This is a genomic window from Pseudomonas sp. DCB_BI (genome assembly GCF_026240995.1).
Taxonomy (GTDB): domain Bacteria; phylum Pseudomonadota; class Gammaproteobacteria; order Pseudomonadales; family Pseudomonadaceae; genus Aquipseudomonas.
The window spans coordinates 1-21,767 of record NZ_JAPFCG010000017.1 but is presented as its reverse complement, the minus strand read 5'-3'; the positions used below and the strand labels follow the sequence as shown (position 1 = coordinate 21,767).

Annotated in this window: 21 protein-coding genes and 1 pseudogene; 7 read left to right on the top strand and 15 right to left on the bottom strand. The window is 63.0% G+C overall.

Annotated elements, in window-relative coordinates; all coding sequences use genetic code 11:
- Positions 1–14 precede the first annotated feature (14 nt).
- From OO258_RS18535 to OO258_RS18520, 4 genes are all read right to left on the bottom strand, one after another.
- Positions 15–764: a methyltransferase domain-containing protein gene (locus OO258_RS18535; protein ID WP_266031999.1), complete on the bottom strand. Its 750-nt coding sequence runs from the start codon at positions 762–764 to the stop codon at positions 15–17.
- Entirely contained in the window at positions 761–1,066 is a 306-nt protein-coding gene (locus OO258_RS18530; RefSeq protein ID WP_019470373.1) for a MazG-like family protein, read from the bottom strand. Before OO258_RS18530 ends, OO258_RS18535 begins: the two co-directional genes overlap by 4 nt.
- A 77-nt stretch (positions 1,067–1,143) precedes the next feature.
- A complete protein-coding gene (locus OO258_RS18525; protein ID WP_266031998.1) occupies positions 1,144–1,995 on the bottom strand; it encodes a MaoC family dehydratase in 852 nt (283 codons plus the stop codon).
- Positions 1,996–1,997: 2 nt separating this feature from the next.
- Entirely contained in the window at positions 1,998–3,350 is a 1,353-nt protein-coding gene (locus tag OO258_RS18520; protein ID WP_266031997.1) for a 3-oxoacyl-ACP reductase, read from the bottom strand.
- 118 nt (positions 3,351–3,468) lie between these two features.
- Between OO258_RS18520 and OO258_RS18515 the strand changes: the two genes are divergently transcribed.
- Positions 3,469–4,746: an acetyl-CoA C-acetyltransferase gene (locus tag OO258_RS18515; protein WP_266031996.1), complete on the top strand. Its 1,278-nt coding sequence runs from the start codon at positions 3,469–3,471 to the stop codon at positions 4,744–4,746.
- A gap of 61 nt (positions 4,747–4,807) precedes the next feature.
- Positions 4,808–5,587: an AraC family transcriptional regulator gene (locus tag OO258_RS18510; protein WP_266031995.1), complete on the top strand. Its 780-nt coding sequence runs from the start codon at positions 4,808–4,810 to the stop codon at positions 5,585–5,587.
- Between the two features lie 66 nt (positions 5,588–5,653).
- Here the strand turns inward: OO258_RS18510 and OO258_RS27740 are convergent, their stop codons facing one another.
- From OO258_RS27740 to OO258_RS18490, 5 genes and pseudogenes are all read right to left on the bottom strand, one after another.
- Complete coding sequence (locus OO258_RS27740) at positions 5,654–6,382, bottom strand: methyl-accepting chemotaxis protein (protein ID WP_416309222.1); 729 nt, start codon at positions 6,380–6,382, stop codon at positions 5,654–5,656.
- A 129-nt stretch (positions 6,383–6,511) separates the two neighbouring features.
- Positions 6,512–7,441: pseudogene (locus tag OO258_RS27735) on the bottom strand (cache domain-containing protein); the annotation flags it as partial.
- 323 nt (positions 7,442–7,764) lie between these two features.
- Positions 7,765–8,175, bottom strand: a complete 411-nt coding sequence (gene cueR / locus OO258_RS18500; RefSeq protein ID WP_110747371.1) for a Cu(I)-responsive transcriptional regulator — start codon at positions 8,173–8,175, stop codon at positions 7,765–7,767.
- Positions 8,172–10,568 carry a heavy metal translocating P-type ATPase gene (locus OO258_RS18495; protein ID WP_266031993.1) on the bottom strand — a complete coding sequence of 799 codons (2,397 nt, stop codon included), beginning with the start codon at positions 10,566–10,568 and terminating at the stop codon, positions 8,172–8,174. The genes cueR and OO258_RS18495 overlap by 4 nt, the downstream gene beginning before the upstream one ends.
- Before the next feature lie 52 nt (positions 10,569–10,620).
- A complete protein-coding gene (locus OO258_RS18490; RefSeq protein WP_266031992.1) occupies positions 10,621–11,007 on the bottom strand; it encodes a hypothetical protein in 387 nt (128 codons plus the stop codon).
- Between the two features lie 144 nt (positions 11,008–11,151).
- Here OO258_RS18490 and OO258_RS18485 point away from each other — a divergent pair, with 144 nt between their 5' ends.
- Together OO258_RS18485 and OO258_RS18480 are read left to right on the top strand one after the other, a co-directional pair.
- Positions 11,152–11,349, top strand: a complete 198-nt coding sequence (locus OO258_RS18485; protein ID WP_266031991.1) for a heavy-metal-associated domain-containing protein — start codon at positions 11,152–11,154, stop codon at positions 11,347–11,349.
- Positions 11,350–11,452: 103 nt separating this feature from the next.
- On the top strand, positions 11,453–12,634 hold the full coding sequence (locus OO258_RS18480; RefSeq protein ID WP_266031990.1) for a multidrug effflux MFS transporter: 1,182 nt from the start codon (positions 11,453–11,455) through the stop codon (positions 12,632–12,634).
- Here the strand turns inward: OO258_RS18480 and OO258_RS18475 are convergent.
- A complete protein-coding gene (locus OO258_RS18475) occupies positions 12,585–12,782 on the bottom strand; it encodes a hypothetical protein (RefSeq protein ID WP_110747387.1) in 198 nt (65 codons plus the stop codon). The genes OO258_RS18480 and OO258_RS18475 overlap by 50 nt on opposite strands.
- Positions 12,783–13,269: 487 nt before the next feature.
- On the opposite strand from OO258_RS18475, the gene OO258_RS18470 reads away from it, so the two are divergent.
- Complete coding sequence (locus OO258_RS18470; RefSeq protein ID WP_266031989.1) at positions 13,270–13,983, top strand: ArsR/SmtB family transcription factor; 714 nt, start codon at positions 13,270–13,272, stop codon at positions 13,981–13,983.
- Between the two features lie 19 nt (positions 13,984–14,002).
- Here OO258_RS18470 and OO258_RS18465 read toward each other — a convergent pair whose 3' ends face one another.
- From OO258_RS18465 to OO258_RS18445, 5 genes are all read right to left on the bottom strand, one after another.
- Positions 14,003–14,950: an adenosine deaminase gene (locus OO258_RS18465; protein ID WP_266031988.1), complete on the bottom strand. Its 948-nt coding sequence runs from the start codon at positions 14,948–14,950 to the stop codon at positions 14,003–14,005.
- A gap of 86 nt (positions 14,951–15,036) precedes the next feature.
- Positions 15,037–15,723 carry an SDR family oxidoreductase gene (locus tag OO258_RS18460; RefSeq protein ID WP_266031987.1) on the bottom strand — a complete coding sequence of 229 codons (687 nt, stop codon included), beginning with the start codon at positions 15,721–15,723 and terminating at the stop codon, positions 15,037–15,039.
- A gap of 473 nt (positions 15,724–16,196) precedes the next feature.
- The gene (locus OO258_RS18455; RefSeq protein ID WP_266031986.1) at positions 16,197–16,781 is read right to left on the bottom strand and encodes an IMPACT family protein; all 585 of its coding nucleotides are present in this window, start codon (positions 16,779–16,781) and stop codon (positions 16,197–16,199) included.
- 9 nt (positions 16,782–16,790) lie between these two features.
- A complete protein-coding gene (locus OO258_RS18450) occupies positions 16,791–17,453 on the bottom strand; it encodes a TetR/AcrR family transcriptional regulator (protein WP_110747402.1) in 663 nt (220 codons plus the stop codon).
- Positions 17,454–17,543: 90 nt separating this feature from the next.
- Positions 17,544–18,461 carry a LysR family transcriptional regulator gene (locus OO258_RS18445; protein WP_110747405.1) on the bottom strand — a complete coding sequence of 306 codons (918 nt, stop codon included), beginning with the start codon at positions 18,459–18,461 and terminating at the stop codon, positions 17,544–17,546.
- A gap of 118 nt (positions 18,462–18,579) precedes the next feature.
- Here OO258_RS18445 and OO258_RS18440 point away from each other — a divergent pair, with 118 nt between their 5' ends.
- On the top strand, positions 18,580–19,926 hold the full coding sequence (locus OO258_RS18440) for an aspartate aminotransferase family protein (RefSeq protein ID WP_110747408.1): 1,347 nt from the start codon (positions 18,580–18,582) through the stop codon (positions 19,924–19,926).
- 71 nt (positions 19,927–19,997) lie between these two features.
- A complete protein-coding gene (locus OO258_RS18435; RefSeq protein WP_023662877.1) occupies positions 19,998–21,491 on the top strand; it encodes a CoA-acylating methylmalonate-semialdehyde dehydrogenase in 1,494 nt (497 codons plus the stop codon).
- Positions 21,492–21,767 lie beyond the last annotated feature (276 nt).

Below are 21,767 nucleotides of genomic sequence, written 5' to 3'. Positions count from 1 at the left end.
TCCCGGCGGGCGGGTCAACGGGGGCGACAAACCCAGTGCAGGTAACGGCCAAGCCCGGCGAAGCTCGGGTGTCGGCGGTAGGCCAGTTCCATTTCCAGCAGGTCGAGCAACTCGGCCTTGCCCTGGAACTCCTTGGGCATGTAGTCATGGAAAACCCGCACGCCGCTTTCGCTTTCAATCTGCCACAGAGCTTCAAGTTGCGCCTTGAGCTGGCGTGGATCAAGTGGTTTCTGCGGGGTAAGGCTCTGCTTTTCACCTTCCAGCCGGTTGCTGCGCAACTTGCGGAAATGGCCTTTGAGCAGGTTGCGGTAGACCAGGGCGTCGCGGTTGTAGAAGGCCAGCGACAACCAGCCATCCGGGGCGGTGAGTTGGTGCAACACGGGCAGGATGCTCTCGGGTTCGGCCAGCCATTCGAGCACGGCGTGGCACAGCACCAGGTCGTAGGGTTCGGTCAACTGGCCGAGCAGGTCTTGCCAGGGCGCCTGGATGAAAGTGGCCGCCTGGCCGGCTTCGGCAAAGCGCGCCCGTGCGCCGTCGAGCATGGGGGCTGCGGGTTCGGCCAGGGTCAGCTGGTGACCGCGCTGGGCCAGCCACAGGGCCATGTGGCCTAAACCGGCACCAATGTCGAGGATGCGCAGCGGGCGGTCTGGCAGTGCTTCGGCCAGGTCGGCCTGTAGCACGGCCAGGCGGATCGCACCTTTGGCGCCGCCATAGATCTTTTCGGCAAAGCGAGTGGCCAGCTCATCGAAATGACGGTCGTTCATCGGGCGAAGCGCCTCTCGCTGTCGGCCAGTTTGGCGCGCACCACCTGGTCCATGTCCAGGCCCAGTTCGCTGCACAGCAGCAACAGGTAGAGCACGACATCACCGACTTCCTGGCCGGCGTGGGCCAGTTTGTCGGCGGGCAGCTGGCGCGATTGGTCTTCGCTCAGCCACTGGAAGATTTCCACCAGCTCGGCCATTTCGACGCTGGCGGCCATGGCGAGGTTTTTCGGACTGTGAAAGCCGCGCCAGTCGTTGTTATCGCGGATCTGGTGCAGGCGTTGGGTGAGTTCTTGCAGGTTCATCGGGATCTCCTAATGCTGCATAGCTTCTGCCCAGGCCCGATGCAAAGCAAGCGCGTACCGCAAGGACTTGCACGCTCCTACACGGGCCGCCACTGTCCTGACATATGCAGTATCTCCCCATGGCCATCCAGCCGCAGATTTCCTGCAGGCCCCGCCTCACTGGCACTGAGCACCACCTCCGATGGCAACCTTACCGGCTTGCGGAAATCCACCTCAATGGCATAGCCACTGTGTGGTAGATGCCCGCGCAACGCGGCGAGCGTCATGGCCTTGGTCCACATGCCATGGGCAATGGCCGTAGGGAAACCGAACAACCGCGCACTGACTGCGCTGAGGTGAATAGGGTTGTAGTCCCCGCAAACCCTGGCATAACGCCGGCCAATATCACTGTCGGCGTACCAGCGGGTGGCTTCTGGCAGGGATTCAGGGTCATCAGCGACAAGCTCACCGGCCGTGCCATCCAGCTTCAGGCCACGCACCAGCATGCGGCTGGTTTCGCGCCAGAGCACGCCAATGGCGTCTTCAGCCTCGGTTACCAGATCGAAAGTGCCACCCTTGGCATGCGGTTGCAGGTTGTGTGCATACACCGCAAAGCGCAGCCCCTCGATTGCACCCAGTGGGCGCTGCACTTCGATGCAGTTGTGCAGGTGCACCAGGCCGAGCAGCGGAAAGGGGAAGTCGGGTGCCGTCATCAATTGCAACTGCAGGGTAAACGCCATGACATGGGGATAAGTGCCCGGCAGGCGGCCATCGTCGGGGAAGTGGCAGAGCCGGCGATAGGCTGCCAGGTTGTCTGGCTGAACCCGGATATAACAGCGCAGGCCATGGTCCGGCAGGCGGTCGCCGCTGATCTTGCGCTTGCTGGCCGCACGCAGGTACAGGCTGGCCCGGTCCGCCGGGGTGTGCAGGTCGTGCCATTGTCGGCTCATGTTCAGGCCCCCATCAGTGCCTGGCCGCAGACCCGCAGCACTTGGCCGTTGACCGCACCGGAGCCCGGCTGGCTGAGCCAGGCGATGGCCTCGGCGACGTCCTGCGGGCGGCCGCCCTGGCCCAGCGAACTCAGGCGCCGCCCGGCCTCGCGCAGGCCCATCGGCATTGCCGCCGTCATGTGGGTTTCGATAAACCCGGGGGCCACGGCGTTGATGCTGCCACCGCGCTCGGCAAGCCGTGGTGCCCAGGCCTGGGCAAGGCCAATCAGCCCGGCCTTGCTCGCGGCATAGTTGGCCTGCCCGCGGTTGCCAGCGATGCCACTGACCGACGCCAGCAGGCTGATACGTGCGTTTTCCCCAAGTGCGCCGCTGTCATATAGCGCCTGGGTCAGCACCTGCGGTGCCTTGAGGTTCACCGCCAGCACTGCGTCCCAGTATTCCGGGGTCATGTTGGCCAGGGTCTTGTCGCGGGTGATGCCGGCGTTATGCACGACGATGTCGATGCCATCCGGCAGGGCGGCGAGGAGTTGGGTGGCTGCATCACTTGCGCAGATGTCCAGCGCCAGCGCCTTGCCGCCAAGGCGCGCGGCGAGGGCGTCGAGGTCTTGGCTGGCCTGGGGCACGTCGAGTAGCAGTACGTCGGCGCCATCACGCGCCAGCGTTTCCGCAATGGCGGCGCCAATACCGCGTGCGGCGCCGGTCACCAGTGCGCGGCGGCCACCCAGTGGCCGGGTCCAGTCCTCGACCTGGCTGGCACAGGCCTCCAGGCGCAGGACCTGGCCAGAGATGAACGCGCTTTTGGGCGAAAGGAAGAAGCGCAGCGCGCCTTCCAGTTGATCTTCTGCGCCAGGGCCGACATACAGCAACTGGGCGGTTGCGCCATTGCGCAACTCTTTGGCCAGCGAGCGGCTGAAGCCCTCCAGCGCGCGCTGAGCGATGCTGGCCAGTGGGTCGTCAAGGCTTTCCGGGGCGCGGCCTAGCAGCACTACATGGGCGCACGGGGCCAGGCTGCGCAGCAGCGGCTGGAAAAACTCCCGCAACTGCTTCAATGCATCGCTGTCGGAAAGATGACTGGCATCGAACACCACGGCGTTGAGCTTCGGACCAAGGCCCGCCACCCAGGCTTCAGCGTGCAGATTATCAGTATTGAAGCTGTAGACCTCGTCGGTCAGGCACGGGGCTATGGCTTCGACCTGGCCCGCCAGAGGCCCCCCACCCAGCACCAGGGCACCCTGTACCGGGCGCAGGCGGCCAGCCTGCCAACGCTCCAGCGGCGCGGGGCGTGGCAGGCCAAGGGCATCCACGAAACGGCGGCCGAGGTTGGAGTTGGCAAAGCCGAGGTAGCGATCGCTCATGAGTGGGTCTCCCGGAAGGCAAGCTTGAAAGTGTGGACCAACTTTGTGGCAAGGTCGTTCGGATGCGGTAAAAACACCTAGGCTGTACGGTTCAAATTGTTTCAGGAGGAGCATGCACATGCGTTCACTTCGCCGGGTCGCGATCCTGGGCGGCAACCGAATTCCCTTCGCCCGTTCCAACGGTGCCTACGCCACGGCCAGCAATCAGGCGATGCTCACCGCCGCCCTCGAAGGGCTGGTCGAGCGCTACCGCCTGCATGGGCTGCGGCTGGGCGAAGTGGTGGCGGGCGCAGTGCTCAAACAGTCGCGTGACATGAACCTGACCCGTGAGTGCGTGCTGGGTTCGCGCCTGTCGCCGCAGACGCCGGCGTATGACATCCAGCAAGCCTGTGGCACCGGCCTGGAGGCGGCGCTGCTGGTGGCCAACAAGATTGCCCTCGGGCAGATCGACAGCGGTATCGCCGGCGGCGTGGACACCACCTCCGATGCACCGATTGCGGTCAACGAAGGCCTGCGTCATATCCTGCTGCAGGCCAACCGTGGCAAAAGCCTGGGCGAGCGGCTGAAACCCTTGCTGCAGTTGCGCCCGCATCACTTGAAACCCGAGTTGCCGCGCAACGGCGAGCCGCGCACAGGGCTGTCGATGGGCGAGCACTGCGAGCGCATGGCCCAGGCCTGGCGGATTGGCCGTGCCGAGCAGGACGAACTGGCGTTGCACAGTCATCAGCAGCTGGCTGCCGCGTATGCCGAGGGTTGGCAGGATGACCTGCTGACGCCGTTCTTGTCGCTGACCCGCGATAACAACCTGCGCCCAGACCTGACCCTCGACCAGCTGGCCAGGCTCACGCCAGCCTTCGACCGCAGCGGCCAGGGCACGTTGACGGCGGGCAACTCCACGCCGCTGACCGATGGTGCGTCGCTGGTGCTGCTGGGCAGCGAGGAATGGGCCACGCAGCAGGGTTTGCAGGTGCTGGCCTACCTGGTCGACGGTGAGACCGCAGCGGTGGATTTCGTCACCGGCCGCGAGGGGCTGTTGATGGCACCGGTGTATGCGGTACCCCGTTTGCTGGCGCGCAATGGTCTGACGCTGCAAGACTTTGACTATTACGAAATCCACGAGGCCTTTGCAGCCCAGGTGCTGTGCACCCTCAAGGCTTGGGAGGATGCCGATTACTGCCGGGACCGCTTGGGGCTGGCTGCACCACTTGGGGCGATCGACCGGCGCAAGCTCAACGTCAAGGGCAGCTCGTTGGCAGCTGGGCACCCGTTTGCTGCGACCGGTGGGCGAATACTGGCCCACTTGGCGAAGTTGCTGGCAACGGCGGGGAAGGGGCGAGGGCTGATTTCAATTTGTGCGGCGGGTGGGCAGGGGGTGACCGTTATCGTCGAGCGATGATTTCCTGTGAGTACCGCCCCTAGCTGTTAGGCTTGTCTGGTCAGAACTACAAGAAGCCGCCATGCCGATCACCGGACAGCCTCGCCCCATCCCCGAACTGGATCACCTGCCCAGACCCCTGTATGCCCGCGCCGAAAGCCTCGGCGCCGGTTCCTGGACCACCCGCCACCAGCACGACTGGGTACAGTTCTCCTATGCGATCAGCGGCGTGCTGGGTGTGTATACCGACGAAGGCAGTTACTTCGCGCCGCCCCAGTGGGGGGTGTGGATCCCGGCCGATGCCGAGCACGAAGTGGTCACCTCGATGCAGGCCGAGATGCGCAGCTTGTATGTGCGCCGCGACGCCTGCCTGTGGGCAGCGGAGCGATGCCGGGTGCTGGAAGTGACCCCGCTTGCGCGCGAGCTGATCAAGCAGTTCTGCCTGTTCCCGGCAGATTACCCGGAAGGTGACAGCGCCGAGGCGCGCCTGGTGGCGGTGCTGCTGGACCAGTTGCGCACCTTGCCAGAAGTTGGCTTTTCGTTGCCGTTGCCACGCCACCCGGGATTGCTGGCGCTGTGCAACGGCTTGATCGCCGCCCCGGACCAGCCCCAGACCTTGCAGCAGTGGGCGCGGGAATTGGGGTGTTCGGAGAAGACGCTGATGCGGCTGTTCCAGCGCGAGACCGGCTTGAGCTTTCGCAACTGGCGCCAGCGCATGCGGCTGTTGTCGTCGCTGGCGTTGCTGGAGGCGGGGGAGAATGTGACCGAGGCAGCCTTGGGATGTGGGTATGACTCCACTTCGGCTTATATTGCGGCGTTCAAGCAGCTGTTTGGGGCAACGCCGGGGGAGCTGAAGCTTTAGTGGTTGGGCGCCCGAGCCGGGCTTTTCACGGGTATACCTGCGAAAAGCCCCGGCTCATGCCACCGATCAGGTCCGGAACCTGCGCACCAGCGCATCCAGCTCATTGGACAAACCGGCCAGGCTTTGCGAATCCTGGCGCGCTGCCTGGGCCAGTTCGGCCACCAGCTGCGCATCCCCGTGAATCTGGCTGATATGGCGGTTGATGTCCTCGGCCACCTGGTGCTGCTCCTCGGCCGCCGTTGCAATCTGCGTGTTCATGTCACGGATCACATCCACCGACTCACGGATTTGCCCGAAGCTGTCGCGGGCCAGGCCAATACGGCTCACCGACTGCTGTGAAACTTCCAGGCTGGCATGCATCTGCGTAGCCACTTCGGCCGTGCGGCTGGCCAGGTTGCCCAGCAAACCGTCGATTTCTGCAGTGGAGTCGGCCGTGCGCTTGGCCAGCGCCCGCACTTCATCAGCCACGACGGCAAAGCCACGCCCCTGCTCACCGGCGCGAGCGGCCTCGATGGCGGCGTTGAGGGCCAGCAAGTTGGTCTGCTCGGCAATGGAGCGAATGGTGCCGAGGATCGACTGGATGGCATTGCTGTCACGCTCCAGCTGCTGGATCGACTGCGCCGATTGCTCGATCTCCTGGCTCAGGCGGTCGACGCTATGTACTGCCGCATCGATCTGCTGCTGGCCTTCGCGGGCCTGTTGCTGGCCGCTGTCGGCCGACTGTGCCGCCTGGCTGCAGGAGCGCGCGACTTCGTTGGCGGTGGCAACCATTTCGTGGAAGGCGGTGGAGACCATGTCCACGGCTTCGCGCTGGCGACCGGCGGCCTCGGCCATGTTGCTCGACACTTGGGTCGAGCTGTGGGAGGTGCTGAGGATCTTGCCTGCAGCCGCGCCGATGTGCTGGATCAGGCTGCGAATGGCGCCGAGGAACTGGTTGAACCAGCTGGCCAACTGAGCCGTTTCGTCACGGCCACGAACTTCCAGGTTGCGGGTCAGGTCGCCTTCACCCTGGGCAATGTCTTCCAGGCCATTGGTGACGCTGTTGATCGGGCGCACGATCAACTTGGCAAAGGCGGCGCCGACCACGGCGAACAGGGCGGCCAGGACCACGGCAACGGCGCCGATCAGCCAGGTCAGCTGGGTGGTGGTCTGCATGACTTCGCTTTGTTCGATCAGGCCGATGAAGGTCCAGCCCAGTTGCTCGTCGGGATAGACGTTGGCCATGTAGCGCACGCCGTTGAGCTCGACTTCGACCAGGCCCTTGCCGGCCTTGGCCAGCTCGGCATAGCCATCGCCAAAGCTGGCCAGCTGCTTGAAGTTGTGGCCGGCTTCGCGGGGGTCGACCATCACGTTGCCGTTGCTTTCCACCAGCATCAGGTAGCCGCTTTCGCCCAGCTTGATCTGCTTGACGATCTCGGTCAGGCCCTTGAGGGAGACGTCGATGTTGACTACGCCGCCAGGGTTGCCCAACTGGTTGGCCACGGCGCGCACGGTGCTGACCAGCACTGCGTCGTCGGCAGCCCAGTAATAGGCACCGGTCCGCACGGTCTTGCCCGGGTTGGCCATGGCCAGTTGGTACCAAGGGCGTGGGCGTGGGTCGTAGTTGACGAATTTCTGCCCGGCTGGCCAGCCGACGTAGCCGCCGTCACTGACACCGTAGGACACATAGGCGTAGTTGGGGTGCGAGTCTGCCAGGCGGGTAAAGAAGTCCAGCAGTTGCTTGTCCTGCTCGCCCAGCTCGTAGGAGGGGTTGGCGCTCATGAACTTGTTGAGGTTGCCGCCGGTGGCGGCGACCATCGGTTGCGCAGCCAGGTACTCGACGTTCTGGTTGATGCCCTGGAAGAAGATGTTCATCGCGTTGCTGACCTGGCGGATTTCACGGCTGCTGCCGTCGAGGAATCCGTCACGGGCTTCGCCACGCAGGTTGAGGACCACAAGGGTGGCCACAAGGACGATGGGCAAGCCGGCGATGACCGCGAATGCCCAGGTCAGTTTCTGTTTGATGCTCATCGACGCTCCCGGAATTTTTTTTGTAGATACACGAGGCAGGTACCCAGTGCATCGGCAGCTTCCGGCTTTTATGAAGCTAAAACGCCTGTATTTATTGGATAAAGTCGGGGTTGATGACTATTCGGTCGCGTTTGGGCAATTTTGGCATACCAAACGCTTGTGACCCCTTAGTGACAGCAGTTGCCAGCAGCGCCATTGGCCAAGTCCTTGAGGATCGGGCAGTCCGGGCGGTCATCACCCTGGCAGTGTGAAACCAGCTCGCCAAGGGTATCGCGCAGGCTCACCAGTTCCTCGATGCGCCGGTTCAGGTCATCGATGTGCTGCATGGCCAGCGCCTTTACATCGGCGCTGGCCCGCTGACGGTCCTGCCAGAGGGTCAGCAGCTTGCCGACCTCTTCAAGGGAAAACCCCAGGTCGCGGGAGCGCTTGATGAACGCCAGGCTGTGCAAGTCTTCGTCCCGGTACAGGCGATAGCCGCTGTCGCTGCGCGTGGCCGGCTTAAGCAGGCCTATGGACTCGTAGTAACGGATCATCTTGGTGCTGAGCCCGCTGCGGCGGGCGGCCTGGCCGATGTTCATGGTGTCTCCTGGGTGTCGCGGGTGGGCTTCCACGTCTTCAGCCACAGCGCATTGCTGACCACGCTGACGCTGGACAAGGCCATGGCGGCGCCAGCCAGCACTGGATTGAGGTAGCCCAGCGCAGCCAGCGGGATACCGATGAGGTTGTAGATGAAAGCCCAGAACAGGTTCTGGCGTATTTTCGCGTAGGTCTTGCGGCTGATTTCCAAGGCGGCAGGCACCAGGCGCGGGTCGCCTCGCATCAGGGTGATGCCGGCAGCCTGCATGGCGACGTCGGTGCCGCCGCCCATGGCAATACCGATATCGGCGGCGGCCAATGCCGGCGCATCGTTGATGCCATCGCCGACCATGGCGACCACGCCATCCTGCTTGAGGGCAGTCACCGTCGCGGCTTTGTCGGCCGGCAGCACTTCGGCGTGAACATCGTCAATGCCCAGGGCATCGGCCACCACTTTGGCGCTGCCACGGTTGTCCCCGGTCAGCAGGTGGCTACTGATGTGTTGTGCGTGCAGGGTATCGATGGCCTCCGCGGCGCCGGGCTTGAGGCTGTCACCAAAGGCAAAAAGGCCCAGCACCCGTGGTGGGGTGTCGCGCTCGATCAGCCACGATAGGGTACGTCCCTCGGCTTCCCAGGCTTGTGCCTTGGCCGCCAGGTCACCGGCCTGAAGCCCGCTTTCATCGAGCAGGCGGCGGTTGCCCAGGGCCAGTTCACGGCCCTCGACGCGCCCCGCAATACCGCGCCCGGTCAGCGATTGGCTGTCGGTAACGCCAGGCACCTCCAACCCCTGTTCGGCACAGGCATCCAGCACGGCCTTGGCCAGGGGGTGTTCGCTGCCACGTTGCAGGGCACCTGCCAGGCGGTGCAGGTCGGCGCTGTTGCCATCCTGAGCCTGGCTGTGGACCACGCGTGGGCTGCCAGAGGTCAGGGTACCGGTCTTGTCGAACACCACACGGCTGACTGCATGGGCGCGTTCCAGCGCTTCGGCGTCCTTGATCAGGATGCCATGGCGGGCGGCTACCCCGGTACCAGCCATGATCGCCGCAGGCGTAGCCAGGCCGAGGGCACAGGGGCAGGCGATGACCAGTACCGCCACGGCGTTGATCAGTGCGGTTTCCAGCGGCGCGCCGGCCATCCACCAGCCAACCAGGGTAACCAGCGCCACCACCAGCACGGCCGGGACGAACACCTGGCTGACCCGGTCGACCAGTTTCTGGATCGGCGCCTTGGCGGCCTGGGCGTCTTCCACCAGGCGGATGATGCGGGCCAGCACGGTCTCGGTGCCCAGCGCCTCGGTACGCACCAGCAGCCGGCCCTCGCCATTGATGGCACCACCGGTAACGCTGTCGCCGGGTTGCTTGGGTACCGGCAGGCTTTCGCCGCTGATCAGGGCTTCATCGGCATGGCTGCTGCCTTCCTCGACCACACCGTCGACCGGGAAGCGCTCGCCAGGCTTGACCAGTACCAGGTCATCCAAGCGCAACTGGCTGACGGGCACGTCTTCTTCCTGGCCGTCGACCATGCGTACGGCGCGCTCCGGGCGCAGGGCCTCAAGGGCCCGGATGGCACTGGCGGTCTGGCGCTTGGCACGGCTTTCCAGGTACTTGCCCAGTAGCACCAAGGCGATGACCACGGCCGAGGCTTCGAAGTACAAATGGGGGGGCATCCCGGCGGGGGCCTGTGCCCATTGATACAGGCTCAGGCCGTAACCGGCGCTGGTGCCCAGGGCCACCAGCAGGTCCATGTTGCCGCTACCGGCGCGCACGGCGTTCCAGGCGGCGACGTAAAAGCGTGCGCCGAGAATGAACTGCACAGGCGTAGCCAGCAGGAACTGCACCCAGGCGGGTAGCATCCAGTGCAGACCCAATGGCTGCACCAGCATTGGCAGTACCAGCGGCAGCGCCAGCAGCAGTGCGGCAGCCACTGCCAGGCGCTCATTGCGCAGGCGGCGCGCCGCCTCATGGTCATCCTTGGCCGCTTGCGGCAGGCTGGCGCTGTAGCCGGCTTTTTGCACGGTTTCGATCAGCAGGTTGTCGTCGACTGCCGCGAGCACTTCAAGGTGCGCACGCTCGCTGGCCAGATTGACGCTGACCTGTTCGACCCCAGGCAGCTTGCCGAGGGCGCGCTCCACACGGCCGACGCAGCTGGCGCAGGTCATGCCGCCGATCTGTAGTTCGACGGTGTGGGTAGGCACTGCGTAACCGGCTTCGCGCACGGCGTGTATCAGGGCCGGCAAACTGTTGGCCGGGGCCTGGACCCGTGCTTTTTCAGTGGTGAGGTTGACGCTGACCTGCTCAGCGCCGGTGACCTTGCGCAGGGCGCGCTCGACCCGGCCAGCGCAGCTGGCGCAGGTCATGCCGGAGATCGGCAGGTCGTAGGTGGTGGATGCGGGCATGGCTCTCCTCCTTGGACAGGCCTCCAGCATCAACCTTGCCATGCAGGTAAGGTCAATAGTCCAGATCGGCGCGCTTCAGTTCCAGTCCATATTGCCCCATGGCGATGCGGTATTTGTTGATCTGGCCCGCCTGCAGGTTCAAACGCGTGCTGCGTTGGTCCTCGATACCCGGGGCACAACCCGGCATTTGCCCTGGCAGCAGGCGCAGGCGCACATCCACCGGGCCAGGCGGCAGGTTGAAAGAGGTGGACTGTTCCTGGAACACGCGCCCGGAAAGCTGGTCGTTGAGGTACACCCCGATTTCGCAGCTGGTGGCTACTTCCAGGCGCTCCCGGGAAATGATCAGTACGCTGTAGGCCGAGTTGCCCTCGGCATTTGCCGGTGGCACTGCAGCCAACGCGCTTAAAAGCCCGACGACGCCCAATGCTGCCCTGAACATGAAGAATCTCCTGCTTGCCTGATCGTCAAAGGCGCAGCTTGGCCGACGCGGACGCGGATTTCCACCCCGGGTGTTGTTGGCAGCGCTTGACCTTGCCCTGATGGCAAGCTTGAAACTTGTGGAAAACCTGAAGGAGGTAACACCATGCAAGTGTTCAATGTACAAGGCATGACCTGCGGCCATTGCGTCAAGGCTGTGACCCGCGCGGTGCAGGAGCAGGATGCGCAGGCCAAGGTCGAAATCGACCTGGCGGCCAGGCAGGTGCGGGTGCATAGCGATTTGGCGCAGGAGCAGATTCTTACCGCCATTCGCGATGAAGGTTATCAGGCCGAGGTGGCGTGAGCTTCCGGGCGCTCACCGGCCGTTTTTGTTGCAAATGTTTTCACATTGATGGGGTCCACAGCAGGTAGAATTGCACACTTGCTTAGCCTGCTATGGATTCCTGATGAACCTGCGAATGGTGCTTATCCTGGGCGCACTCAGTGCGTTTGGGCCCTTGGCGATCGACTTCTACCTGCCCGCCTTCCCGGCCATGGCGCAGGCCTTCGCCACCGACGAAAAACACGTCCAGGCCACGCTGGCCGCCTATTTCCTCGGGCTGTCCATCGGCCAGTTGGCCTACGGGCCGGTGGCTGACCGGTTTGGTCGACGCAAGCCGCTGATGTTCGGCGTGACCCTGTTCACCCTGGCGTCACTGGCCTGTGCCTACGCCCCCAACCTCGACACCTTGGTGCTGGCGCGTTTCGTCCAGGCGCTGGGCGGCTGTGCCGGCATGGTGCTGTCGCGGGCCATTGTCAGCGACAAGTGCGACCCCGTGGCTTCGGCCAAGGTGTTCTCGCAACTGATGCTGGTCATGGGCCTGGCACCGATCCTGGCACCGATGCTGGGCGGTGTGCTGGTGAACTTGTCCGGCTGGCAATCGATTTTCCTCGCCTTGAGCCTGTTCAGTGCCGGTTGCCTGCTGGCGGTCAGCCTGGGCCTGCCGGAAAGCCTGCCCGCGCATGTGCCGCGTCAGCCGCTGTCCGGCGCCTTGCGCCAGTACCTGCGGCTGCTCGCTGACCGGGTATTCCTCGGCCATGCCGTGACTGGGGGTATTGCCATTGCCGGCATGTTTGCCTACATCGCCGGTTCGCCTTTCGTGTTCATCAAACTCTACGACGTGCCGGCCGAACATTATGGCTGGCTGTTCGGCACCAACGCTGCGGGCTTTATCCTGGTGGCGCAGGTGAACGCCCGCTTGCTGGCCAAGCGTGGCCCGGCCTATCTGCTGGCGCGCGCGGTATGGCTGTACTTGGTCGCCGGCCTGGTGCTGCTGGGGGTTGCGGCACTGCGGCCGGCACAGCTATGGCCGCTGCTGGTTCCGCTGTTCGTCTGCATCGCCAGCCTCGGTTGCATCATTCCCAATGCCTCGGCTTGCGCCATGAGCGGGCAGGGCGCGCGGGCTGGCAGCGCCTCGGCACTGATGGGCTGCGTGCAGTTCAGCGTTGCGGCAGGCGCGGCGGCGCTGGTCGGGCTGCTGCATGATGGCAGTGCGGTGCCCATGGCGTTGGTCATCAGCCTGTGCGGGGCACTGGCGGTCAGTGTCGCGCTGCTGACCCGACGCTTGCAGGCCAAGGTTCCCGCGTAAGCGGGTGGGGTGCCTGCAGGCGGGTTTCCAGCGTGGCGACAAAGGCGCGAGCCTCGGCTTCGCTGCGGAAACTGACCACGTGCTGATCGAGCTGGACCTGCCAGGGGCAGGCAGGGTTTCGGCTCGACGCACTGACGAGAATTTTCATCGCGGCATACCTCCAGAAAGGGGGGGGCCGATCAAGTGTAGCGCCGCCCTACCTGGCTGCCATGGCCTGTATCAGTGTCCTGACTGACGGTCGATGGGCTCATTCTTTCTGCGTATTTCCCGATTGCGGTGCAATGCCTGCGAGCGCGTGGAACCTTCGCTTTAGCTTGCGCTACTTGTGGAAAACAATTGTCAGCTCCGTCCGAAGTTTCAGCAGGCAAATTCCGGATGATGTTCCCGTGCTCCTGCCCAGACAGGCCGTAACGCTTGCTCCCGGGGTTTTGCTCAGGCAATTGACGATGCTTTGCGACTTGCAATGGGTAGGCATACCCAGTGGCTTTTGGGTCAGGTTGACGTGGGGGAGGGCTGCCTGAATGGGCATTTCTGCGGCTTATACTGGCGATCCAGGCCGGTGCCAGCGAGAGGTGCTTCCCTGCCAGGGTTGGCCCTCGCATCCACACAGTGAACTTGCAGGGAGTTACAGGGATATGAACGCAGTCAGCAGTATCAGCCAGATCGCCAGCCTGATGGCCGACCCCAAGCGCAGTGCCATGTTATGGGCGTTGATCGATGGCACGCCACGGCTGGCTAATGAGCTCGCGATAATGACCGGCCTTACGTCGTCGTCGGCCTGCGCGCACCTGTCGTTGCTTTCTTCGGCTGGTTTGCTAAGGCATGAAGCCAGGGGCCGCAAACGTTACTTCCGCCTGGCGACACCCCAGGTCGGGGCGGCGGTAGAGGCCTTGGCCAGTGTGCAACTGGAGAGCGCCAGAGGGGAGAAGGCCAAGGCGTCGGTATCTCCGCTGCCAATGTCAATGCGCCGGGCACGCCGATGTGGCGATCACCTCGGTGGCGAGCTGGCCAGTGAGCTGTACCACCGCCTGGTGGTGGCCGGCTGGCTTGAGGGAAGCGGCCGACAGTTGATGGTCAGTGACGAGGGGCGAGCGCAGTTGGCCTTGGTCGGTGTGTACATCGATGCCCTGGCGCCCCACCAGCAACGCGGTTGCGTGATCTGCCGCTGCACCGAGTGGACCGATCAGGCGCCGCACTTGGGCGGTGTATTGGGTCAGGCTTTGTTCAGGCTGTTCCTGCAGTCCGGCTGGATGCGCGAGGCCGAGGATACGCGGGCATTGCATATTTCGGCGCTGGGCATCCAGCAGATCAATTGCATCGCCCGAGTGACGACGTTGCAGGTCGGCTGAGTGCAACGTCGTCTGCCGATCAGACCAGCCGGGCGTCCAGGCTGTTCTGCGCCAGGCGACGGGCCTGGTCTTCGGTCATGCCCAGGTGGGTGTACAAGGCGTGGAAGTTTTCCGTGACGTAGCCGCCGAAGTAGGCCGGGTCGTCCGAATTGACCGTGACCTTCACGCCACGCTCGAGCATGTCGAGGATGTTGTGCTGGCTCATGTGGTCGAACACGCACAGCTTGGTGTTGGACAGTGGGCATACCGTGAGCGGGATCTGCTCGTCGATGATGCGCTGCATCAGGCGCTCGTCTTCGATGGCGCGCACACCATGGTCGATACGCTTGATCTGCAGCAGGTCCAGGGCTTCCCAGATGTACTCGGGCGGGCCTTCTTCGCCAGCGTGAGCGACGGCGACAAAGCCTTCGCTGCGGGCGCGGTCGAACACGCGCTGGAATTTGCTGGGTGGGTGACCCATCTCCGAACTGTCCAGGCCAACGGCGATGAAGGCATCGCGGAACGGCAAGGCCTGGTCGAGGGTTTTCTGCGCTTCATCTTCGCTGAGGTGGCGCAGGAAGCTGAGGATCAGGCCACTGCTGATGCCCAGTTGCTCGCGACCATCCTTCAGCGCCTGGTTGATGCCGCCCAGTACCACTTCGAAGGGGATGCCCCGGTCGGTATGGGTTTGCGGGTCGAAGAAAGGTTCGGTGTGGATCACGTTCTGCGCCTTGCAACGCTGCAGGTACGCCCAGGTCAGGTCGTAGAAGTCCTGCTCGGTGCGCAGTACATCGGCGCCTTGGTAATACAGGTCGAGAAACTCCTGCAGGTTGTTGAAGGCATAGGCGCGGCGCAAGGTTTCCACATCGGCCCACGGCAAGGCGATCTTGTTGCGCTCGGCCAGGGCGAACAGCAGCTCGGGCTCCAGCGAGCCTTCAAGGTGCAGGTGCAGCTCGGCCTTGGGCAGGGCGTTCAACCATTCATACATACGGGGTTATCTCAATCAGGTACGGTTGCCGCCATTCTACAGGGGCTGGCCGGGTATTGCGCCCGGCCGGGCTGCGACCTGGTGAATCACCAGACCAAGGGTTCACCCTTGTAGTTGATGAAGCGCAGGCCGCCGTTGCCGCTTTGCGCCTTGATCTGTTCAAGCATGCCGCGGGTGCTGGTGAGTACATCGATCTCTGCGTTCTCGCCCCCCATGTCGGTCTTCACCCAGCCCGGGTGCATGGCCAGTACGCACAGGTCGGGCCGTTGTTGTTCGACGACAAAGCTGTTGATCATGGAGTTAAGCGCCGCCTTGCTGGCTTTGTACAGGCAGATTTCACCGCCGTCGGGGATGCTTACGCTGCCCAGAATCGAGCTCATGAGGGCCAGCACGCCGCTGCCTTCGCGAACCTGGCCGACCAGCCGGCGGGCCACGCGAATCGGCGCCACGGCGTTGGTCATGAACAGGTCGCCGATCTCTTTGTTCTGCACAGTTTCAAGATCTTGCGGCGAAGGGCCCATGACTCCCGCATTGACGAACACCAGGTCGAATACTTGGCCTTGCAGGCGCTGCGTGAGGCCGTCGAGCTGGGCGGTGTCGTTCATTTCCAGTTGCTCGATGTTTACACCGGGCACGTCCGAAAGGGCGCCTGGCTGCTGCGGGTTGCGAACGGTGGCGGTGATGTTCCAGCCGTCTTCGTGCAGGCGTTGCACCAAGCCCAGGCCGAGCCCGCGCGATGCGCCGATGATGAGTGCGTTTTTTGGATCAGCCATAGGGGGTATTCCTTTATCTGTGTAGGAAAAAGGAATTGAGCATAGTGCAAAAGCGGGCCCCGTTGCGGTTCATCGCGACACAAGGCTGCTCTGATGGAGGGGATCGTGTACTGCTGGATCGGTGTCGTGTCGGGAGCGGGCAGCAAAGCAACCCTGGCAATCTCAACCCTTGCCCACCCACTGGCTAAAAAATGATCAGTGGCGGCGCGCCCCTGCCTGGCCGGGCGCTTGGCCTGTTGGCGCACGGGTTATCCACAGGCTGGTCCACAGTTATTGTGCGCAAGCTGCAGGGTGTATCAGCAGGTTCAACTCGCGTGGTATTGGGGATAACTCGTGGCCTTTCAGCCGTTTGCGACTGTCATCAAACGGTGATCAAAATATGATCAAAGCTCTGCGGGCCTTGAAAACGCTAGGCTGCAAGCAAGTGCCCCAAGCTTATCCACAGGCCAGCCCACAGTAGTTGTGGGCAATGTTCAGCGCGTCTCCAGCAGGATTCGCCCACGGCTCAGGTCTGCCAGTTGTTGCTGCAAGGGCGCCACGTAAGCGTCGCCGAGGGCAATCAGCAGCTCCACACCATTGGCCGTGAACTGTTCATCCAGAACCAGCCCATCCACCTCGGCCAGGCGCAATTTCACCAATGCCAGTTCGCTGAAACTGCAGCTACAGGAAAATTCACTTCGCTGTACCAGCAGCCGTTTGGGCGCTTGTTGCAGGCACTTGTTGGCACCGCCGCCGTAAGCCCTGGCCAGCCCGCCGGTCCCCAGCTGGATACCGCCGTACCAGCGGATCACCAGCACCACGACCTGGTCGCAGTCCTGGGCTTCAATGGCCGCCAGAATCGGCCGCCCGGCGGTGCCGCCGGGTTCGCCGTCGTCGCTGCTGCGGTATTGCGCGCCGAGCTTCCAGGCCCAGCAATTGTGGGTGGCGGCCAGGTCGCTATGGCGTTCGATGAAACTCATCGCCTCGGCAGCGCTGTTGATAGGCCCGGCCAGGGTGATGAATCGGCTTTTGCGGATTTCCTCGCGGTATTCGCAGAGGTCGAGCAGGGTAGAAGGCATAAATGACCGTCAGGCAGCGGGCTTGATGCCGCAGCCCTTCAGAATGATGTGGATAAGGTTGTTGCTCGCGTCTTCCATGTCCTGCTTGGTCAGCCGGCTGCGGCCGGTAACCTGGCAGATCTGGGTAGCGAAGTCAGCATAATGCTGGGTGCTGCCCCAGAGCAGGAAGATGAGGTGCACCGGGTCGACCCGGTCCATCTTGCCGGCATCCATCCACGCCTGGAACACCGCAGCCCGGCCGCGGAACCATTCACGGTAATCGGCGCTGAAGTATTCGGTCAGGCAGGTGCCACCGCTGATCACTTCCATGGCGAAAATCCGCGAGGCCTGCGGGTTTCGCCGCGAGAACTCCATCTTGGTGCGGATGTACTGGCCCAACGCTTCACCGGGGTCGTCGTCAACGCTCAGGGCGTTGAAGGTGCTGTCCCACAGCTCGATGATGTTGCTGAGCACGGCAATGTACAAGCCCAGCTTGTTGGTGAAGTAGTAATGCAGGTTGGCCTTGGGCAACCCCGCCTTGAGGGCGATGGTGTTCATGCTGGTGCCCTTGAAACCATGGCGGGCGAACTCGTCTTCGGCGGCCTGGATAATGGCCTGTTCGTTCTTCTGGCGGATGCGGCCCGCGGGCTTGCCCGAGGCGGAGAGGCGATGCGCAGGGACTTCTAGGGTCATGGACGATTCCGTACGGGTCAGTGGCTGCGGCTGTCGGACAAGATTACCTGCCTGTGCCGAAGTGACAAGCGTTTGCGGCACAGACTGGCATCAACGTGTCGCAGCCAGGCTTTCAAGGAAGCTTTCGAGTACCAGGTTGGGGCGGCGGCCTTTGCGCGTCACCCAGCTCAGGCTCAGGTCGTAGAAGCGCTCCCGGGGCTTGAGTGCGCGCAAGCGCCCCTGTTGGACCCAGAAGGTGGCGTAGTGGTCGGGTAGGTAGCCGATGTAGCGCCCGGTAAGGATAAGGAAGGCCATGCCCTCTCGGTCTGAAGCGCTGGCCGTGCAGTTCAGCGCCTGGTAGTGCGCCTGGATGTCCGCCGGCAGGCGGAAGGTGGGGGTGATGGCTTCCTGGCTGTTGAGACGCTGGTCGTCGATCTGCTGGTCATCGGCATAGAACAGCGGATGGCCGACCGCGCAGTACAGCAGCGAGCGCTCGCTGTACAACGGCTGGTACTCCAGGCCCGATAACGGACTGGTCTGTGGCACCACGCCAACGTGCAGGCTGCCGTCGAGCACACCGTGCTCGACCTGGCTGGGGGCGATCATGCGGATCTGGATGCGCACCTCGGGGCCGCGGTCCTTGAGTTCGGCCAGGGCATGGGTGATGCGCATGTGCGGCAGGGTGACCAGGTTGTCGGTAAGGCCAATGTTCAGCTCGCCACGCAGATGCTGGTGCAGGCCGTTGACCTCGGTGCGGAAGCTTTCCAGGGCGCTGAGTAGTTGCAGCGCCGAGTGGTAGACCTCGCGGCCTTCCTCGGTTAGCGAAAACCCGGCACGGCCACGTTGGCACAGGCGAAGGCCAAGACGTTGCTCAAGGTCGTTCATCTGCTGGCTGATGGCCGAGCGGCCAATGCCCAGCACATTTTCGGCGGCCGAGAAGCCGCCGCACTCGACGACGCTGCGGTAGATTTTCAGCAGGCGTATGTCGAAATCGCTGACTTGGGCGAGTGGGTCGGGGCGTCGGCTCATTAGTTTAGTGGCGACCAGTCTGAAGATTAGAAATGTGGGCTTTTTCAGACTTTATCCGCGTGCCAATTTAGCTGCAACAACATCCATCGTTGCCTAGTCGTTTTTCGAGGAACCGCCGATGAACATGCCCGAGACCGCTACTGCCGGTATCGCCAGCCAGCTGAAGCTGGATGCCCACTGGATGCCCTACACCGCCAACCGCAATTTCCAGCGCGACCCACGCCTGATTGTGGCGGCCGAAGGCAACTACCTGGTCGATGACCAAGGGCGCAAGATTTTTGATGCCCTGTCTGGCCTGTGGACCTGTGGCGCGGGGCACACCCGCAAGGAAATCACCGAGGCGGTGACCCGCCAGCTGTCTACCCTGGACTACTCCCCGGCGTTCCAGTTTGGCCACCCGCTGTCGTTCCAGCTGGCTGAAAAAATTGCCGACCTGGTGCCAGGCAACCTGAATCACGTCTTCTATACCAACTCCGGCTCGGAGTGCGCCGACACTGCACTGAAGATGGTGCGTGCCTACTGGCGCCTGAAAGGCCAGGCGACCAAAACCAAGATCATCGGCCGGGCCCGTGGTTATCACGGTGTGAACATCGCCGGTACCAGCCTGGGCGGCGTCAATGGCAACCGCAAGATGTTCGGCCAGCTGCTGGACGTCGACCACCTGCCCCATACCGTACTGCCGGTGAACGCCTTCTCCAAAGGCCTGCCGGAAGAGGGCGGTATCGCTCTTGCGGACGAAATGCTCAAGCTGATCGAGCTGCACGATGCTTCCAACATTGCTGCCGTGATTGTCGAGCCGCTGGCTGGTTCTGCTGGTGTACTGCCGCCGCCGAAGGGTTACCTGAAGCGTCTGCGTGAGATCTGCACCCAGCACAACATCCTGCTGATCTTCGATGAAGTGATCACCGGCTTCGGCCGCATGGGGGCCATGACCGGTTCGCAAGCCTTTGGCGTTACCCCGGACCTGATGTGCATCGCCAAGCAGGTGACCAATGGCGCCATTCCGATGGGCGCGGTCATTGCCAGCAGTGAGATCTACCAGACCTTCATGAACCAGCCCACGCCGGAATACGCCGTGGAATTCCCCCACGGCTATACCTACTCGGCCCACCCGGTCGCCTGCGCCGCCGGTCTCGCCGCGCTGGACCTGCTGCAGAAGGAAAACCTGGTGCAGTCCGCCGCCGAACTGGCGCCGCACTTCGAGAAGCTCCTGCACGGCGTGAAGGGCACCAAGAACATCGTCGATATCCGTAACTACGGCTTGGCCGGCGCCATCCAGATCGCCGCTCGTGACGGTGATGCTATCGTCCGCCCATACGAAGCGGCGATGAAACTGTGGAAGGCCGGCTTCTATGTTCGCTTCGGTGGCGACACCCTGCAGTTTGGCCCAACCTTCAACACCAAGCCGCAGGAACTGGACCGCTTGTTCGACGCCGTCGGCGAAACCCTGAACCTGATCGACTGATTTTTCTGATTTTGATGCGCGGCGCGTGAACACATCGCGTCGGCTTCTACCTTCTTTATCCGGAGTTTTGCATGAGCATTGTTCAGCATCTGATTCACGGCGAGCTGGTCACCAAGGGTGAGCGCACCGCCGATGTCTTCAACCCGTCAACCGGCCAGGCCGTGCGCAAGGTCGAGCTGGCGAGCCGCGCGACCGTGCAGGAAGCAATCGATTCGGCCAAGGCTGCTTTCCCGGCCTGGCGCAACACCCCACCGGCCAAGCGCGCACAGGTGATGTTCCGCTTCAAGCAGCTGCTTGAGCAGAACGAAGCACGCATCTCGCAGATGATCAGCGAAGAGCACGGCAAGACCCTGGAAGACGCTGCTGGCGAATTGAAGCGTGGTATCGAGAACGTCGAGTTCGCCTGCGCGGCCCCAGAAGTGCTGAAAGGCGAATACAGCCGCAACGTAGGCCCGAACATCGATGCCTGGTCCGACTTCCAGCCGCTGGGCGTGGTTGCCGGTATCACGCCGTTCAACTTCCCGGCCATGGTGCCGCTGTGGATGTACCCGCTGGCCATTGCTTGTGGTAACGCCTTCATCCTCAAGCCATCCGAGCGTGACCCGAGCTCGACCTTGTTCATCGCTCAACTGCTGTTGGAGGCCGGCTTGCCGAAGGGCATCCTCAACGTGGTGCACGGCGACAAGGAAGCGGTGGATGCGCTGATCGAAGCGCCGGAAGTGAAAGCGCTGAGCTTTGTCGGCTCGACCCCGATTGCTGAGTACATCTATGCCGAAGGCACCAAGCGCGGCAAGCGTGTGCAGGCCTTGGGTGGTGCGAAGAACCACGCGGTACTGATGCCGGACGCCGACCTGGACAACGCAGTGAGTGCACTGATGGGTGCAGCGTACGGGTCGTGCGGTGAGCGCTGCATGGCCATTTCGGTGGCAGTGTGCGTAGGCGACCAGGTGGCTGACGCCCTGATTGCCAAACTGGAGCCGCAGATCAAGGCACTGAAGATTGGTGCTGGCACGTCGTGCGGCCTGGACATGGGCCCGCTGGTAACTGCGGCTGCGCGTGACAAGGTTGTGGGTTACATCGATGACGGTGTTGCTGCTGGCGCCAAGCTGGTGGTGGATGGTCGTGGTTTCCGAGTGGCGGGTAATGAAGATGGCTACTTCGTGGGTGGCACCCTGTTCGACAAGGTGACCCCGGAGATGCGTATCTATAAAGAAGAGATCTTCGGCCCGGTACTGTGCGTGGTGCGGGTAAACAGCCTCGAGCAGGCCATGCAACTGATCAACGATCATGAGTATGGCAACGGCACCTGCATTTTCACCCGTGACGGTGAAGCGGCGCGGCTGTTCTGTGATGAGATCGAAGTGGGCATGGTTGGGGTGAACGTACCGCTGCCGGTGCCGGTCGCTTACCACAGCTTTGGCGGCTGGAAGCGTTCGCTGTTTGGTGACCTGCATGCCTATGGCCCGGATGGTGTTCGCTTCTATACCCGTCGCAAGGCAATTACCCAGCGTTGGCCGCAGCGGGCCAGCCATGAAGCGTCGCAGTTTGCATTCCCTAGCCTTTGAGTGGGGGGTAAACAAAGCGGGGAGGCCGTCAGGCCTCCCCGCTTTGTTTTTGTTGTAGGGGGCTGTTTTGAGATGGTGTTGGCTATTAGATGTGTCCGCCGCAACCTGGTGGCCTTGATACGGTCTTCCCCTGGAATATTTCAAATAAATGAAATTAAAGGTTGACGGCCTTTCGAATCCCCTTATAATGCGCCCCACTTCCAGCGACAACGGAACGACAAACTCCTTGAGATTCAATGAGTTAGGCGATTCGGAAGATGCTGTAAGGGCTACGAT

Excerpts from the sequence above, each read along its gene's own strand:
- OO258_RS18435 (WP_023662877.1), top strand. The coding sequence starts at position 19,998 with ATGAGCATTGTTCAGCATCTGATTCACGGCGAGCTGGTCACCAAGGGT.
- OO258_RS18530 (WP_019470373.1), bottom strand. The coding sequence starts at position 1,066 with ATGAACCTGCAAGAACTCACCCAACGCCTGCACCAGATCCGCGATAAC.
- OO258_RS18445 (WP_110747405.1), bottom strand. The coding sequence starts at position 18,461 with ATGAGCCGACGCCCCGACCCACTCGCCCAAGTCAGCGATTTCGACATA.
- OO258_RS18440 (WP_110747408.1), top strand. The coding sequence starts at position 18,580 with ATGAACATGCCCGAGACCGCTACTGCCGGTATCGCCAGCCAGCTGAAG.
- OO258_RS18520 (WP_266031997.1), bottom strand. The coding sequence starts at position 3,350 with ATGAGCGATCGCTACCTCGGCTTTGCCAACTCCAACCTCGGCCGCCGT.
- OO258_RS18535 (WP_266031999.1), bottom strand. The coding sequence starts at position 764 with ATGAACGACCGTCATTTCGATGAGCTGGCCACTCGCTTTGCCGAAAAG.
- OO258_RS18465 (WP_266031988.1), bottom strand. The coding sequence starts at position 14,950 with ATGTATGAATGGTTGAACGCCCTGCCCAAGGCCGAGCTGCACCTGCAC.
- OO258_RS18510 (WP_266031995.1), top strand. The coding sequence starts at position 4,808 with ATGCCGATCACCGGACAGCCTCGCCCCATCCCCGAACTGGATCACCTG.
- OO258_RS18490 (WP_266031992.1), bottom strand. The coding sequence starts at position 11,007 with ATGTTCAGGGCAGCATTGGGCGTCGTCGGGCTTTTAAGCGCGTTGGCT.
- OO258_RS18460 (WP_266031987.1), bottom strand. The coding sequence starts at position 15,723 with ATGGCTGATCCAAAAAACGCACTCATCATCGGCGCATCGCGCGGGCTC.
- OO258_RS18480 (WP_266031990.1), top strand. The coding sequence starts at position 11,453 with ATGAACCTGCGAATGGTGCTTATCCTGGGCGCACTCAGTGCGTTTGGG.
- OO258_RS27740 (WP_416309222.1), bottom strand. The coding sequence starts at position 6,382 with ATGGTCTCCACCGCCTTCCACGAAATGGTTGCCACCGCCAACGAAGTC.
- OO258_RS18485 (WP_266031991.1), top strand. The coding sequence starts at position 11,152 with ATGCAAGTGTTCAATGTACAAGGCATGACCTGCGGCCATTGCGTCAAG.
- OO258_RS18475 (WP_110747387.1), bottom strand. The coding sequence starts at position 12,782 with ATGAAAATTCTCGTCAGTGCGTCGAGCCGAAACCCTGCCTGCCCCTGG.
- OO258_RS18525 (WP_266031998.1), bottom strand. The coding sequence starts at position 1,995 with ATGAGCCGACAATGGCACGACCTGCACACCCCGGCGGACCGGGCCAGC.
- OO258_RS18470 (WP_266031989.1), top strand. The coding sequence starts at position 13,270 with ATGAACGCAGTCAGCAGTATCAGCCAGATCGCCAGCCTGATGGCCGAC.
- cueR (WP_110747371.1), bottom strand. The coding sequence starts at position 8,175 with ATGAACATCGGCCAGGCCGCCCGCCGCAGCGGGCTCAGCACCAAGATG.
- OO258_RS18515 (WP_266031996.1), top strand. The coding sequence starts at position 3,469 with ATGCGTTCACTTCGCCGGGTCGCGATCCTGGGCGGCAACCGAATTCCC.
- OO258_RS18495 (WP_266031993.1), bottom strand. The coding sequence starts at position 10,568 with ATGCCCGCATCCACCACCTACGACCTGCCGATCTCCGGCATGACCTGC.
- OO258_RS18455 (WP_266031986.1), bottom strand. The coding sequence starts at position 16,781 with ATGCCTTCTACCCTGCTCGACCTCTGCGAATACCGCGAGGAAATCCGC.
- OO258_RS18450 (WP_110747402.1), bottom strand. The coding sequence starts at position 17,453 with ATGACCCTAGAAGTCCCTGCGCATCGCCTCTCCGCCTCGGGCAAGCCC.